This is a genomic window from Burkholderia sp. PR2 (genome assembly GCF_052372875.1).
Taxonomy (GTDB): domain Bacteria; phylum Pseudomonadota; class Gammaproteobacteria; order Burkholderiales; family Burkholderiaceae; genus Burkholderia; species Burkholderia diffusa.
Map to the genome: position 1 here is coordinate 382,029 of NZ_JBQRWH010000001.1, position 13,750 is coordinate 395,778.

Sequence of the window (13,750 nt, forward strand, 5' to 3'; positions counted from 1 at the left end):
TCGCGCATTCCGACGCAGATTCTGAGGGGGATTAGTTCGTGAGACGCCTTGGAATCGTAGGTGACCGGGCTGGTCTTGCCCGTTGCCTTTAACACTAACCGACTGGGACATGATGCTGGATCATCCACGGTTGAACTCGCAATCGAAGTCGCTAGCATCCTTGGGAGAGGGGCGTTAGATTCGATGACGCGCCGCGTGACAATTTGCACGCGCATCATGCAGCGCGTGATGCCGGCCGCCATGCTCGTTGAAATAGACCTCCATTTGTTGCTGGTCCAATGTGTCGCTACCGAGATAGCACGCCTGCCAGCCCGACGGTACGTCACCGAGCAAATCGACCATCAATTCCCAGTCGCCGCCATAGTCGAAACACAGCATTCGCGGTTCGCTCTCGATGGCAAACTGGTCTAACCAGGATAGCAATGCGGCACGCAATTCCTCGCGTGTAAACACCCTGCCCGGGTACTGTCCAAGCTGAGGCAGGATCGCTGCCCGTACAAATTCGCTGCAGCTTCCCCGATCGAAATCCGATCGCTCCCCATAGAATTCACGGCCGTCTGTGGCCACGAGTGCAATGCTGATGAGGTCACAGTTCAGAAAATCCGTGAACTCGGTGTCCACAAAGAGGTGCAATGCCATCGCGAATTTCTCCACTGGCCTGGCGTCAGTGTGCAGACGCTAGCCAGGCTGCAGGTTTGCGGAAAATACCGTCGCCAAGGGCCGTATGTGACCTTCGACGGTAGCACGCGTTATCCGGAGCGTTCCTGCCTTAATGTCAGGAAGGGCGGGTCTAGCAGGAAGCGAGCGAATTTGAGGTTTGTGCCTGCCGCCGCACGCAGAATTGGTGCAATTTTAGTTCCTTTCGAGCAGGAAGCGCGTAACTTTAGTTCCAACGGCGGTATGACGAATGGACCTTGATTTTCGACCGCTGTGCCAGCGTCCGTCGTATTCTTTACTGCTGTCGACTCTCGGTACCTAGGCTTATCGCATCGCGTATAGCCGCCGCAACGGCGTGTGAATCGTGCCTTGATGCGATTACTTGCGCCAACCGCATAGCCAGGACGGTGCGCCGCCAATCTAGCTTTTCTTGCGCGGTCGAGTTTGACAGCCCAAGTTGCTCCAATAGTGCGAAATGTTAAATCGCACCAAAACCTCCTGAAAGGAGCGCAACTTTAGTTCGTCGGACTTCGGACTCCAGGGTCACGTCGGATTTCCTCAGACTTCATTCTCCCGCTTGCTCTCGTGAAATTGTCGTGCTAATTTTTCATGAAATTTGGCGATGAAAATTTCACGGGAATCCGCATGTTCGTGCAGTCCGACCGTCACGTCGCAACCTACTACGCCGGCACTTATCCGGCGCCGATTCCGCGGCGGCCCGAACTGGACGAACGCGTCGACGCCGACGTACTGGTCGTCGGCGCGGGCTTCAGCGGGCTGCATACGGCATTGCGCCTCGCGCTCGCGGGCAAGCGCGTGGTCGTGCTCGAAGCGAGTCGCGTCGCGTGGGCCGCATCGGGCCGCAACGGCGGACAGGCGCTGCTCGGCTGGTCGTGCGACATGCAGCCGCTCGAGGATTCGCTCGGCCGCGCCGGCGCGCGCGTGCTGTGGGACAGCATGCGCTGGGCCGCGGCCGAAGTGCGCGAACTGCCCGCGCGGCACGGCTTCGACATCGACTACCGGCCTGGCAGTCTGTGGGCCGCGGTGCGGCCGCGTCGCGTCGCGATGCTCGCGCAGGCCCGCGACGAGGCAGCGCAGCGCTGGGGCTACGACCGCCTGCGCGTGATCGGGCAGGACGAGATACCCGAGTGGATCGGCAGCGCGCGCTATCTCGCCGCGCTCCACGATCCCGAGGCCGGCCATCTGAATCCACTGAAGCTCGCGCTCGGTCTCGCGCAGACGATCGAACGGGCCGGCGCCCGTATCTTCGAGCAAAGCCGCGTGCTCGAGTATCGCGAGACCGAGGGCGGTCACGTTGCCCGCACCGCGCACGGCGAGGTGCGCGCGGACGTGCTGGTGCTCGCGTGCAACGCGTATGTCGACCAACTCGATCCCGAACTGTCGCGCCGGTTGCTGCCGGTCGGCACCTACCAGGTCGCGACCGCGCCGCTCGCGCCAGACGTCGCACGCTCGCTGCTGCCGCGCAACAGTTGCGTGATCGACAACCAGTTCGTGCCCGACTACTTTCGCCTCAGCCCGGACAACCGCCTGCTGTTCGGCGGCGGCTGCACGTATCTCGGCGGGATTCCGGCCGACATCGCGGCCGCGACGCGCCCGCACCTTGAACGCGTGTTCCCGCAACTGGCCGGCGTGTCGCTCGACTACGCGTGGGGTGGCCACATCGACATCAGCATGCGACGCACGCCGGACATCGGCCGTCGCGGCCAGCGTTTCTGGCTGCAGGGCTTCTCGGGGCACGGTGTGTTGCCGACGCTCGCCGGCGCGCGCGCGGTCGCCGACGCCGTGCTCGGCGACGATCGCCTGCTCGCGCTGTACCAGCGCATCCGCAACCCGCGCTTCCCGGGCGGCGACCGCCTCGCCGCGCCGCTGGAAGCGATCGGCAAGGCCTGGTACCGTTTGCGCGATACCGTCTGACGCACCGGAATCCATCATGAACGAGCAGGAAGAGATAGAAAGTCTGGCAATCCTGATCCGCGATCTGCGCAAGCATCGCAAGGTCACGCTCAACGATCTCGCGGAACGGATCGGCCGCTCCGTCGGCTTTCTATCGCAGGTCGAGCGCGGGCTGTCGCGCCCGACGGTCGCGGATCTCACCGCGATCGGCGAGGCGCTCGGCGTGCCGACCACGTATTTCTACAGCCTCAGCAAACCGCGCAGCGTGCCGTGGGTCACACGGCCCGACGAGCGGCGCACCGTGTATTACGCGGCCGGCATCACGGACATCCTCGTGTCGCCGAACATGCGTTCGCGCTTCTCGATCCTGGAGAGTCATCTCGCGCCCGGGGCGAGCAGCGGCGAGCGCTCCGTCGACGACAGCGACGAGCAGGGCGGCTTCGTGCTCGAAGGCGAGCTGACGATCTGGATCGACGGCGACGACATACCCATCACGCTCGGCCCGAACGACGCATTCCAGCTTCCCGCGCACAAGCGGTTCCGTTACGCGAACCTGGGCGATGCCCCGGCGCGTGTGATCTGGGTGTTCACCTGAGTTTGTCGGCCGGCGGCCCGAGGGGCCGTCTTGCCGTGTTGCCGGTTTGCAGTACTGATCGATATCGGGCATGTGACGTGCCGCATGCCGGTGAGTCCGGTTCGCCGCGTTGCGGCACCGCCATACAAGACATGGAAAGGATGAGACATGGCTGACGTCGTTCCCGTGCTGGTCGATGAAATCCGCGCATTCCGGCAGGCGCATCCCGAGATCGGTTATGTCGACCTGATCTGTCTCGACCTGCCGGGCCATTTCTACGGCAAGCGCTATCCGATCGATGCGCTCGAGAAGGTCGCGTCGGGTTCGCTGCTGAAGCTGCCGCAGAACTGCGTGCTGCTCGGCACGCAGGGCGGCCTCTACAAGATCGGCGATTACTGTTTCAACGACGGCGACCCGGACGCGCCGCGTCGCCTGATTCCAGGCACGCTGAAGCCGGTGCGCTGGGAGCGGAAGCCGCTCGCGCAGATGCTGATCAGCTCCGATGGCACGGATGCGCCGATCGAGTTCGAGCCGCGCGAAGTGCTGGCGCGCGTGCTTCGGCGGTTCGCGGCACGCGGCATCCGGCCGGTCGTCGCGTTCGAGCTCGAGTTCTATCTGTTCGCCGCGCAGCTCGCGGACGGGATGCCGCAGTATCCGCGCGATCGCTTGAGCGACGACCGCGACGACCAGCCGAACATGCACATCGAACGCCTGTCGCGGTTTTCCGACGTGCTGCACGAGATGGTCGAGGCCGCGTGCGAGCAGGGCGTCGACGCGACGGTGATCACGGCGGAGCTCGGGCCCGGCCAGTTCGAGATCAACTTCGGCCATACCGACGACGCGTTGCGCGCGGCCGACTGGTCGGCGCTGTTCTGCCGCAGCACGCGCGGCGTCGCGTTGCAGCACGGCTATCGCGCGAGCTTCATGGGCAAGCCGTATCTGCATGCGCCGGGCAGCGGGATGCATGTGCATGTGAGCCTGTACGACGACGCGGGCCGCAACCTGCTCGCCGCGGATGGGCAGCGGCCGCTACGGCATGCGGTGGCCGGCTGCCTCGAGCTGCTGCCGCACTGCATGCCGGTGTTCGCGCCGAATCACAATGCGTTCCGGCGCTATGGATCGATGGTGAACGCGGCGAGCCGTGCAAGCTGGGGCTTCGAGGATCGCGACGCGTGCATCCGGATTCCGGAATCGGATGCGCGCAATCTGCGGATCGAGCATCGGCTCGCGAGCGCGGACGCGAATCCGTACCTCGTGCTCGCGGCGATCCTCAGCGGGATGGAGCACGGGCTCGACGCACGGATCGAGCCGATCGCGCCGCTGAACGACGATCGCGGCAGCGGGATCGATTTTCCGAAGGAGATGCTGTCGGCCGTCGCGGCGATGCAGGATCACGCGGCCGTGCGTGAAGGGCTCGGCAGTGAATTCGTGATGGTGTATTGCGAGAACAAGCGGCAGGAGGAGCTGGATTTTCGCAACGAGATCGGGGCGCGGGAGTATCGGTGGTTTCTGTAGGACGCACGGGGCAGGGATGTCCGCGTGACGATGCGTTTGATGTCGACGACGACCATGCGCGCATGACTGCCGCCGTCGAGTGACGTGTCAGGCTCTTATCGATCTCGCCCCTGCATCATCGGCAGGCCCGCTCCCCACGCGTTCGCGAGCGCTTCGATTTCGGCGATCGGATCGACCTGTCGCGCGGCTTCGTGCATGTCGTTGCCGAACAACCGGTGAGCGAACTCGCGTGCGCGCAGCGTGATCGTCGCGGTTTTACGGCTGCGGCGCAGCGTGAACGCCACGAGTGCGGCGTCGAGGCCGCGACCGTTGCCTTTGCCATGCTCGTCGAGACATTGGGCGAGATGCCACGCGTCTTCGAGTGCCTGGCATGCGCCCTGTCCGGAGGTGGGGAGTGGCGCGTGCGCGGCATCGCCGATCAGCAGCACATTGCCGCGATGCCATACATCGACGGGATCGAGATCGTGCACGTGGATCTTCGCGATCGTGTTGGGTGGCGTTGCGCGCATCACCTCCGCGATGGGTGCCGGCCAGCCATCGAACAGACGTTCGAGTAGGGAGCCGGGATCATCCGGCGCTGCATCGTCGCCGTAGCGGCTGTCGTCGAATTCGGCCTCGGCCCGGGCCGCCGCCCAGTACATGCGATGCCGGTCCAGCGCGACGATGCCGAATCGTTCGCGCTGGCCCCAGTAGTCGAATATCGACACGTCGTCGACCAGCGGCACGTCGCCGTGCGCCACGCCGATCCAGTTGACGAATCCCTGATAGACGGGTGCGGCGTCCCCGGCCACATGGCGTCGCGCGACGGAGTTCATGCGGCCGTCCGCGCCGATCACGAGATCGGGGGCGATCGTCGCGCTGTTGTCGAAATGAACGACGGCGCGGCCGTCGGGGCCGGCGTCGATGGCTGTTGCACAGTGGCCGAAGCGGACGTCGATGTCGTGTGCCGCGACGTGTCGGGCCAGCACGGCCTGCAGGTCGCGCCGCAGTATTGCGCGCGTCGGAAAACCCATGTGTCGGTCGAGTTCGCCGATATCGACGTGCTTGAACGGAGTGCCATGCCGGTCCATGCACCGCATCGCGCGCAGGTGGCCGCTGACTTCGACGATGTCGGGCAGGAGGCCGAGCTGCTCGAGCACGAAGCAGGCATTCGGCCATAGGACGACGCCGGCGCCCATCGTCGTCTCGGACGGCCTGCGTTCGTAGACCCGTATCCGATGTCCGTGCCCGGCAAGCGCAAGCGCGGTGCTCATTCCGGCCACGCCGGCGCCGAGAATGGCGATATCCATATTGATGCTCCGGTAGGTGCGTGTGCGTGCTCGCGTCGGCGCGGATTCGTGCCGGCGGCCGCGCCTTGACTGGATCCACATCGTAATTTACGGTCACGAACGGGATAAGCCGCGAAAAACGGCGAGCTTTGATACCTGAAACGGGATAATGATGCGCAGCAAGCTGGATCTGAACGCGGTGCGCGTGTTCGTGTCGGTCGTCGACGAAGGCAGCTTTGCCGGCGCCGCACGCGTGCTGTCGATACCCGGTTCCAACGTGAGCCGCCATGTGGCGCAGCTGGAATCGAGGCTCGGCGTGCGGCTGCTGGAGCGCAGCACGCGGCACTTGCGCATGACGGAGGCCGGACGCCTGTTGCACGAGCGCGCAAAGCCGATGCTCGATGCGCTGACGCATGCTGAATTCGAACTGACCTCGCAGCAGACGGAATTACGCGGCGTGCTGAAGCTATGCGTGCCCGGCGAAATCGGGCCGCGTATGCTCGGGCCGATCGTCGCGGAATTCGCGAGCCGCCACCCGCGTGTCGAAATCGATTGCGACACGCGCCTCGCGGGCGTCCCGACGCTGCGCGACGATATCGACCTGTCGATCATCGTCAATCGCGGAAGGCTGGACGACAGCGCGTTCGTCGTCAGGCCGCTCGCCAGCTTGCCGAGCGTCGTCGTGGCTGCGCCGTCGCTGATCGAACGCACGGGCATGCCGACGCGGACGGAGCAGCTCAGGCAGTTGCCGTGCATCACGACGCTGAGCACGCTGAAAGGGCAGCCGTGGCAGTTCGCCGACGGCGACGGGCGGATTCACAAGATTCCGGTCACCAGCCGGTATCGCGTCAATAGCGGGGAAATGGCGGGTCTGGCGGCGGTGAACGGGATCGGCTTCGCGATTCTCGTCGAACGCGGATGCGCGGCCGAGCTGGCTGCCGGGCGGCTGGTGCGCGTGCCGCTGGAGATGGCGCCGGCGCCGCTCGAACTGCTGGCGGCCTATTCGAGGCGCAATTCCGTCAACGCGAAGACTGGCGCGTTGCTGCAGTTGATGCAGGCGCGGCTTGCGGTGGCGGAAGCGATGCCGTCATGACGATCGCTTCGGCAGTGCGCGCCAGTAGCGCACTTCGTCGATCGGCGCACCGTCGATCTCGAACGTCTTGATGTCGTCTTCGGCGACGAAACCCTCGCGTTCGTAGAACGCGCGGGCGCGATGGTTCTTGACCAGCACCCACAGCGACACCCATTCATGGCCCATGTCGTGCAGCGCCCGGCAGGCATGGTCGACGAGTGCCGCGCCGATGCGTTGCCCGCAATGCGATGGATGCAGGTAGATCGCTTCGATTTCACCCCAGGTGCGATCCTTGTCGGTGTCGCGCGTCGGCCCGTAGGCGATCCAGCCCGTCGGCCCATTTTTCGCGACGGCGAGCGCGACACGCGGCCGTCCTGCGCCGAGCGCGTGGCACCACGAAGCGGTACGCTTTTCGACCGACAGGCCGGCGAGGAACGACGCCGGCATGATGCCCGGGTAGGTGGCCTGCCACGATGCGACGTGAATGGCGGCGATGGCCGGGGCATCGTCGGGCGTGGCGGCGCGGATGTCGATCTTCATCGTGTTCAGATCATTGAGGACTTCAGAGCATTTAAGTCGCATCGCCGCTCCTTTCGCGGCGCCGAAGTGGCGGAACCGCAAGGGCACGACACGCCGCGCCGCAAAGCGCTTCGCGGCGCGGCATGCGAAAAAGCCCTTACTCCCCGAGCTTCGCCGTCACACACCCCGTGCTCGAGCACTCGCGCTCGCGTTCGCGCAGGAACGACAGGCGCGATTGCGTGAAGTCGATCGCGCATTGCAGGTTCACGAGATAGCCGTCGTCGCGCGTTTCGCTGCAGCGGTCGTCGCGCTGCTTCATCCACGCGAGCTGGCCCGTCTTCAGCTTGGCCTGCTGGTCGCCGCTCAACTGCTTGCGCACGCGGCCGTACTCGTCGTTCAGTTCGCGGTCGAGCTGCGAGAACTCGTTGCTGCTGCAGTACACCTGGTCGAACGCGCTGCGCGGTTTGCCGCAGCCGGCCGCATGCGCGGCGAACGGCACGGCGAGCGCAAGCAGCGCGCAGGATACGAGCAGATTCTTCTTCTTCATGGAACTCCTCCTCACTGGGTGAAAACCGTTGAAACCAACGGGCGTTACCTTTACCTGGTCGCCGTACAGACGTCGATCCCGCTCGCGATCGCGGTGGCGAGGCGCTGGATCGTTTCGCGCTGCGCGAGCCGCTTTTCCTCGTCGGGATTGACGATCACGCCGGCCTCGACCAGCACGGCCGGAATCGGCGCGGTGCGCAGCACGACGAGATCATCGAAGCGGTGGATGCCGAGTTGCGGATCGATCAGCGGACGGTTCTCGCCCTTGATCGGCTGCGCGTGATACAGCGACGGACGTTCACCGGCCGCGACCAGCCGCTCGGCGATCGCCTTTGCGCAACGCAGGCTTTCCGCGTAGTGCGGATTGCGTTCCGACACGAACACGGCGAAACCGCGGAATTCGCGTTGCCGCCCCGCGTCGATGAACTGCTGCTGCATCGAATCGTGATGGATCGACACGAACAGGTTCGCGTCGGGCGCCTGCGTCGAGCGCTGGTCGAGCGCGATCTCGCGGCCGTCGGCCGACGTGCGCAGCACGCGATCGCCGTGCGCGGCGAGCTTCTCCGCGACGGCGGTGGACAGGTCGAGGTTGTACCGGTATTCGACGCGGCCGCTGGCGCCGGTGGCACCCGGGTGGGCCGGCGTATGGCCGGTGTCGACGACGACGTAGCGGCCGGAGGCCGGCTGCGCATCCGGGCTTGCGGCATCGGCCGCATACAGCGCCGGCGGCACGCCCAGCAGCGGGGCGCACGCGAGCAGGCGCGCGGCGGCGCGCACGAACGGGCGAAGGCGTCGAACAGTTCGGTTTGTCATTATTGTTGTCGAGGAGGACATGCGGTGCGTCGCATGGCGCGCACCGTCGGCCTGCTCAATGCAGTCGGAATGTCGCGCGATTATAGCGGTTGCCGGCGGCACCGCAATGACGCAATGACCACTGCCGCACGGAAGGCGCGAGCCGGCAATCAGGCGAGCATGCGCCGGGCGGCGAGCATGCCCCAGTACGACGCTTCCTCGAACAGCGACAGCCCGGACAGATCCGCATGCGCGAACACGACGGGGCCGTCTGCCTCGCGCAGCGCGAGCAGCCCCGGCCGGCTCAGGAAACCGACGTCGGGCGTCGCCATCGCGTGGCCACGCACGGTGATCTCGAGCGCGGTCGCATGTTTCCACAGCTCGCGTCCGTATACGGCCTGCAGGTCGATCGCCGCCTGCTCGCGCAGCGCGTCGGGTTCCGCCTGCGCGAGCCAGCGACGCGTGTCGTCCGGCGAGCGCGCGCTCAGCGCCTGATAGGCGGAGAACACCGAACGCGTCGGCGGCGACATCCGGATCAGCTGGTGCGTCGACACGACATAGCCGAGCCCCGCGCCGTCGTAGACGACGTTGTCCCATGCGAGCGGCACGCCGGCTTCCTCGGCCGGCATCCCGTCGAGCAGGAAATTGGACACGAGCCACGGCGCGCGCGGCGGCAGGTCGCGCACGGGATCGAAGCCGTATGCGTGAAGCTGCGGAAACACGCGCGCCGCGACGAACAGCGGCATCGCGCTGACGACCCGCCGCGCCTTCAGCGTGAACGTCGTCAGCGTTCCGTCGTCGGCGACGCGCGCGCACAGCACCTCGACGCCGCCGTTGCGTTCGGTCGCGCGAACGGCGAAGCCGTCCCGCGACCACGTGTTCGAGCCGGTGCGCGCGGTGATCGAGTCGCTCAGCTTCGTCGCCATCGTGTGCAGTCCGTCGGGCCAGGTCAGCACCGCGCCGTCGCCCGCATCGCTCGCGTGAGCGCCGCGCGACGAGAAGTAGTGCAGGCCGGCCCACGCGGACACGTGCTCGTAGCCCGCGCCGTAATCGTCGCGGCAGCAGTAGTTCAGGTACCAGTGCAGCGCGCTCGCGGTGTAGCCCTCGTCGAGCAGCCACTGTTTGAACGAACGCCGGTCGAGCGCGCGCCAGCGCGGGTCGCGCGACGATTCAGCGATCGGGATGCAGAACACCTTGCGGCCGTCCGCGCCGCGCGCGGTGCGCAAACTGTCGGTGTATGCGAAGAAGCGTGTTTGCTGCGCGAGCGCGGCGTCGTCGAGGCCGGTCGTCGGCACGATGCCGTCCTGCCACTGGCCGGCGATGAACAGCCGTTCGTCGGGCGCGTGCACGAGCGCGCGTTCGTCGTACGCGGGGTGCGCGGAGAACGGCGCCGATTCGATCACGCCGAGATCGGCGAGCATGTCGCGCAGATGCGCGGATTCGAGCGAGGGCAGCGGCAGGTAGTGTGCACCCTTCGGATAGCCGAGCTCGCCGAAGCGGCCGCCGGCCATATTGCCGCCGAATTCGGGGCCGGCGAGCACGACGAAGCGCGTGTGACCGGCGCGCGCAAGCTGCCACGCACACGACAGGCCGGCCGCGCCCGCGCCGAGGATCGCGACGTCGGTCTCGATCGTGCCGGACGGCGGTGGCAGCGCTGCGTGATCTCGCAACGCGTGACCTTCGCGCATGCCGGGGTAGCCGACGCGCGGCGTCGTCTCGATCCAGCCGGTGCGGCCGCACGCGGCGAGCGACGCGGCCGCGGACGCGAGGAGGAACGTGCGGCGATCCATCAGCGCAGCACGTGCTTCCAGTCGTCGTCGAAGCGGCGCACGAGCGGCTGGTCGTTGAGTTCGTTCGGCGACATCGGCAGCGCCGGCATGTCGGCCGGGAAATGGAACATCTCGGCGGCCGTCTGCGCGTCGAGCCAGCGCGTCGGCACCGAATAGCGCGTCGGCACGGTGAAGTCGCGGCGCTTGCCCGCGATCACGAAGCCCCAGTCGCCGAACGACGGCACGTAGCAATGGTACGGCCACGTGTTGAGCCCGGCTTCGTGCAGCGTCGCGATGATCGTCCAGTACGCGTGCGGCGCGAAGTACGGCGACGTCGACTGAATCACCGCATAGCCGTTTTCCGACAGGTGGCGGGCGAGCAGCCGGAACACCGGCACCGAATACAGCCGGCCGAGCCCGAAGTTGGTCGGATCGGGGAAGTCGACGACGATCGCGTCGTACACCTCGGCATTCGATTCGAGCCAGCGCACCGCGTCGTCGTTGATCACCTGCACGCGCGGGTCCTTCAGTGCGCCCTGGTTCAGTTTCACGAGCGGCGCGGAGGTCGAGAACAGCTTCGTCATCGCGGGGTCGAGATCGACGAGCGTGATCCGTTCGAGGTTGCGGTGCTTGAGCAGTTCGCGCACCGCGAGGCCGTCGCCGCCGCCGAGCACGAGCACGCGTTTCGCCCACGGCAGCGCCTCGATCGTCGGATGGATCAGCGCCTCGTGATAGCGATGCTCGTCACGCGACGAGAACTGCAGGTTGCCGTTCAGGTACAGCCGCATGTCGTCGTGCCATTGCGTGAGCACGATGCGCTGGTATGGCGTCGTTTCGGAATAGATCGTCTCGTCGCCGTATACGCCGTGCTCGGCCCAGTGTGTGATGCGGTCCGACAGCGCGAAGCCGGCGACGAGCAGTCCGATCACGAGCGACGCGCGCATCAGCTTGCCGCGCACGTTGCGGATCTCGTCGCGGAACAGGTGCGTGGTCCACAGCGCGACGAATGCGTTCAGCAGCCCGAACAGAAAGCTCGTGCGCAACAGGCCGAGACGCGGCGCGAGCACGAGCGGGAAGATCAGCGACACGGCGAGCGAGCCGAGATAGTCGAAGGTCAGCACCTCGCTGACGGTATGGCGAAACGCCTGGCGGCGCTGCTGGAATGCGCGCATCACGAGCGGGATCTCCATCCCGATCAGCAGGCCGAGCGCGAGCACGAGCGCGTAGAGCGCCGCGCGGAACGGCGCGGCCAGCCACGCGAACACCGCGAAAAGGAGCGCTGCCGACACGCCGCCGAGCAGGCCGACGAGCAGCTCGATGTCGACGAAGCGGTCGAGCACGTCGTCGTCCTCGACGAACTTCGCGAGCCACGAGCCGATCCCCATCGCGAACAGGTAGCAGCCGATCACCGACGAGAACTGCAGGATCGAATCGCCGAGCAGGTAGCTCGACAGCGCGCTGCTGATCAGTTCGTAGCCGAGCCCGCACGACGCGAGCACGAGGATCGACAGGACGAGCGCGCGCTTATGCAGCATGGCGCGTCCGTTGTGCAGGGCTTGTCAATGTGGCTATACTGGCGCGGATTTCCGTAGGGCGGCCCGCCATGGGCCGGCCGGCGAGGGGGCGGCGAACCGAGCACAAAATCCGAGGAAAAGAATGAATAGTGCCTATCTTTATGCGGTTCATTTGCTGTCGGCGTTCGTGCTGCTTTTCGTGTTCGCGGCAGTGTACCTGAAGGTCACCCCGTTCGACGAACTGGCACTGATCCGCGACGGCAACGCGGCCGCGACGCTGTCGTTCGGCGGTGCGCTGATCGGCTTCTGCCTGACGCTCGCCTCCAGCATCGCGCACAACTCGACGCTCGGCGAAGTCATGCTGTGGGCCGTCGGCGCGATGGCCGTGCAGCTCGTCACCTATGCGGTGCTGACCCGCCTGATTCCCGGCATGAACCATGCGATCGAGGATCGCAACGTCGCGATGGGCGGCCTGATGGGCACCGCGTCGCTCGTCGTCGGCATCATCAATGCCGCCTGCCTGACCTGATGCGCCACGCGCGCTCGAGGAGACCGACATGAGTCTGGGTTCGTTTATCCGCAAGCAGTTCATCGACGTCCTGCAATGGACGGAAGACACCGACGGCGTGCTCGCCTGGCGCTATCCGATGGAAGACCAGGAGATCCAGTACGGCGGCCAGCTGACCGTGCGCGAAACGCAGGTCGCGATCTTCGTCAACGAAGGCAAGGTCGCCGACGTGTTCCAGCCGGGCCTGTACAAGCTGGAAACGCGCACGCTGCCGGTGCTCACGTACCTGAAGAACTGGGACAAGTTCTTTCAGTCGCCTTTCAAGTCGGATGTCTACTTCTTCAGCACGCGGCTGCAGCTCGGCCGGCGCTGGGGCACCGCGCAGCCGGTGACGATCCGCGATCGCGAATTCGGCTTCGTGCAGCTGCGCGCGTTCGGCATCTACTCGTACCGGATCGTCGACGCGGCCGCGTTCCACCGCGAGGTGAGCGGCACGCGCGCGCAGTACACGGTCGACGATCTCGAACAGCAGCTGCGCAATCTGGTCGTCACAGCGATGAGCACGACGTTCGGCTCGGCCGACGTGCCATTCGTCGACATGGCCGCGAACCAGACGCTGCTGTCGCAACGCGTCGCCGAGGCGCTGGTCCCGGTGTTCACACGCTACGGCCTCGCGCTCGATGCGTTCGCGGTCGAAAGCGTATCGCTGCCGGCCGAGCTGCAGAAGGCGCTCGACCTGCGAATCGGCGCGGGGATGGCCGGCGATCTCGCCCGCGCGACGCAATACCAGACGGCACAGGCGATCCCGCTGGCCGCGCAGAACCCGGGCGGCATCGCGGGCGTCGGCGCGGGGCTCGCGGCCGGCGCGGCGATCGGGCAGGCGATGGCCGGCCAGATCGCGGGCGCCGCGCAACCGGCGCAGGCTGCACCGCCCGCGCCCGTTGCGGCACCGGTCGCCGCCGCGCAGCCGGCCGCGCCGGCCGAAGGAACCGATTACGTGCAGCGTCTCGAACAACTGAAGGCGTTGCTCGACAAGGGCCTCGTGACCGAAGAGGACTATTCGCGCGCGAAGGCGGAAATCCTCGCGAAGCTCACCCGGTAA

Annotated in this window: 13 protein-coding genes; 6 read left to right on the forward strand and 7 right to left on the reverse strand. The window is 66.3% G+C overall.

The genetic code is table 11. The features are described from left to right. Positions 1–174: 174 nt before the first annotated feature. Positions 175–639, reverse strand: coding sequence for a hypothetical protein (locus ACT2FV_RS01675; protein ID WP_444503055.1), 465 nt, complete (start codon positions 637–639; stop codon positions 175–177). Positions 640–1,302: 663 nt separating this feature from the next. Here ACT2FV_RS01675 and ACT2FV_RS01680 point away from each other — a divergent pair. The 3 genes from ACT2FV_RS01680 (at position 1,303) to ACT2FV_RS01690 (ending at position 4,660) form a co-directional block, all read left to right on the forward strand. Beyond that, complete coding sequence (locus ACT2FV_RS01680; RefSeq protein ID WP_151051694.1) at positions 1,303–2,592, forward strand: NAD(P)/FAD-dependent oxidoreductase; 1,290 nt, start codon at positions 1,303–1,305, stop codon at positions 2,590–2,592. Positions 2,593–2,608: 16 nt separating this feature from the next. Further along, positions 2,609–3,166, forward strand: coding sequence for a helix-turn-helix domain-containing protein (locus ACT2FV_RS01685; RefSeq protein ID WP_151051692.1), 558 nt, complete (start codon positions 2,609–2,611; stop codon positions 3,164–3,166). Between the two features lie 147 nt (positions 3,167–3,313). Next, positions 3,314–4,660, forward strand: coding sequence for a glutamine synthetase family protein (locus ACT2FV_RS01690; RefSeq protein ID WP_124901223.1), 1,347 nt, complete (start codon positions 3,314–3,316; stop codon positions 4,658–4,660). Positions 4,661–4,755: 95 nt separating this feature from the next. Here ACT2FV_RS01690 and ACT2FV_RS01695 read toward each other — a convergent pair whose 3' ends face one another. After that, positions 4,756–5,949 (reverse strand): FAD-dependent oxidoreductase, encoded by a 1,194-nt coding sequence (locus ACT2FV_RS01695; RefSeq protein ID WP_444503056.1) that lies wholly within the window; start codon positions 5,947–5,949, stop codon positions 4,756–4,758. A gap of 151 nt (positions 5,950–6,100) precedes the next feature. On the opposite strand from ACT2FV_RS01695, the gene ACT2FV_RS01700 reads away from it, so the two are divergent. Beyond that, on the forward strand, positions 6,101–7,021 hold the full coding sequence (locus ACT2FV_RS01700) for a LysR family transcriptional regulator (protein WP_444503891.1): 921 nt from the start codon (positions 6,101–6,103) through the stop codon (positions 7,019–7,021). Here the strand turns inward: ACT2FV_RS01700 and ACT2FV_RS01705 are convergent. From ACT2FV_RS01705 to ACT2FV_RS01725, 5 genes are all read right to left on the reverse strand, one after another. Beyond that, complete coding sequence (locus ACT2FV_RS01705; RefSeq protein WP_444503057.1) at positions 7,016–7,540, reverse strand: GNAT family N-acetyltransferase; 525 nt, start codon at positions 7,538–7,540, stop codon at positions 7,016–7,018. The genes ACT2FV_RS01700 and ACT2FV_RS01705 overlap by 6 nt on opposite strands. Positions 7,541–7,676: 136 nt before the next feature. Next, positions 7,677–8,066, reverse strand: a complete 390-nt coding sequence (locus ACT2FV_RS01710) for a lysozyme inhibitor LprI family protein (protein WP_124629632.1) — start codon at positions 8,064–8,066, stop codon at positions 7,677–7,679. 50 nt (positions 8,067–8,116) lie between these two features. Beyond that, positions 8,117–8,878 (reverse strand): N-acetylmuramoyl-L-alanine amidase family protein, encoded by a 762-nt coding sequence (locus ACT2FV_RS01715; RefSeq protein ID WP_444503058.1) that lies wholly within the window; start codon positions 8,876–8,878, stop codon positions 8,117–8,119. A 149-nt stretch (positions 8,879–9,027) separates the two neighbouring features. Then, on the reverse strand, positions 9,028–10,647 hold the full coding sequence (locus ACT2FV_RS01720; RefSeq protein ID WP_444503059.1) for an FAD-dependent oxidoreductase: 1,620 nt from the start codon (positions 10,645–10,647) through the stop codon (positions 9,028–9,030). After that, positions 10,647–12,161: a polyamine aminopropyltransferase gene (locus tag ACT2FV_RS01725; RefSeq protein WP_444503060.1), complete on the reverse strand. Its 1,515-nt coding sequence runs from the start codon at positions 12,159–12,161 to the stop codon at positions 10,647–10,649. Before ACT2FV_RS01725 ends, ACT2FV_RS01720 begins: the two co-directional genes overlap by 1 nt. Positions 12,162–12,282: 121 nt before the next feature. Between ACT2FV_RS01725 and ACT2FV_RS01730 the strand changes: the two genes are divergently transcribed. Together ACT2FV_RS01730 and ACT2FV_RS01735 are read left to right on the forward strand one after the other, a co-directional pair. Then, positions 12,283–12,669, forward strand: coding sequence for a DUF350 domain-containing protein (locus tag ACT2FV_RS01730; protein ID WP_059600118.1), 387 nt, complete (start codon positions 12,283–12,285; stop codon positions 12,667–12,669). A 28-nt stretch (positions 12,670–12,697) separates the two neighbouring features. Then, positions 12,698–13,750, forward strand: a complete 1,053-nt coding sequence (locus tag ACT2FV_RS01735; protein WP_059600117.1) for an SPFH domain-containing protein — start codon at positions 12,698–12,700, stop codon at positions 13,748–13,750.

Excerpts from the sequence above, each read along its gene's own strand:
- ACT2FV_RS01675 (WP_444503055.1), bottom strand. The coding sequence starts at position 639 with ATGGCATTGCACCTCTTTGTGGACACCGAGTTCACGGATTTTCTGAAC.
- ACT2FV_RS01695 (WP_444503056.1), bottom strand. The coding sequence starts at position 5,949 with ATGGATATCGCCATTCTCGGCGCCGGCGTGGCCGGAATGAGCACCGCG.
- ACT2FV_RS01680 (WP_151051694.1), top strand. The coding sequence starts at position 1,303 with ATGTTCGTGCAGTCCGACCGTCACGTCGCAACCTACTACGCCGGCACT.
- ACT2FV_RS01720 (WP_444503059.1), bottom strand. The coding sequence starts at position 10,647 with ATGGATCGCCGCACGTTCCTCCTCGCGTCCGCGGCCGCGTCGCTCGCC.
- ACT2FV_RS01725 (WP_444503060.1), bottom strand. The coding sequence starts at position 12,161 with ATGCTGCATAAGCGCGCGCTCGTCCTGTCGATCCTCGTGCTCGCGTCG.
- ACT2FV_RS01710 (WP_124629632.1), bottom strand. The coding sequence starts at position 8,066 with ATGAAGAAGAAGAATCTGCTCGTATCCTGCGCGCTGCTTGCGCTCGCC.
- ACT2FV_RS01730 (WP_059600118.1), top strand. The coding sequence starts at position 12,283 with ATGAATAGTGCCTATCTTTATGCGGTTCATTTGCTGTCGGCGTTCGTG.
- ACT2FV_RS01735 (WP_059600117.1), top strand. The coding sequence starts at position 12,698 with ATGAGTCTGGGTTCGTTTATCCGCAAGCAGTTCATCGACGTCCTGCAA.
- ACT2FV_RS01700 (WP_444503891.1), top strand. The coding sequence starts at position 6,101 with ATGCGCAGCAAGCTGGATCTGAACGCGGTGCGCGTGTTCGTGTCGGTC.
- ACT2FV_RS01705 (WP_444503057.1), bottom strand. The coding sequence starts at position 7,540 with ATGAAGATCGACATCCGCGCCGCCACGCCCGACGATGCCCCGGCCATC.
- ACT2FV_RS01690 (WP_124901223.1), top strand. The coding sequence starts at position 3,314 with ATGGCTGACGTCGTTCCCGTGCTGGTCGATGAAATCCGCGCATTCCGG.
- ACT2FV_RS01685 (WP_151051692.1), top strand. The coding sequence starts at position 2,609 with ATGAACGAGCAGGAAGAGATAGAAAGTCTGGCAATCCTGATCCGCGAT.
- ACT2FV_RS01715 (WP_444503058.1), bottom strand. The coding sequence starts at position 8,878 with ATGACAAACCGAACTGTTCGACGCCTTCGCCCGTTCGTGCGCGCCGCC.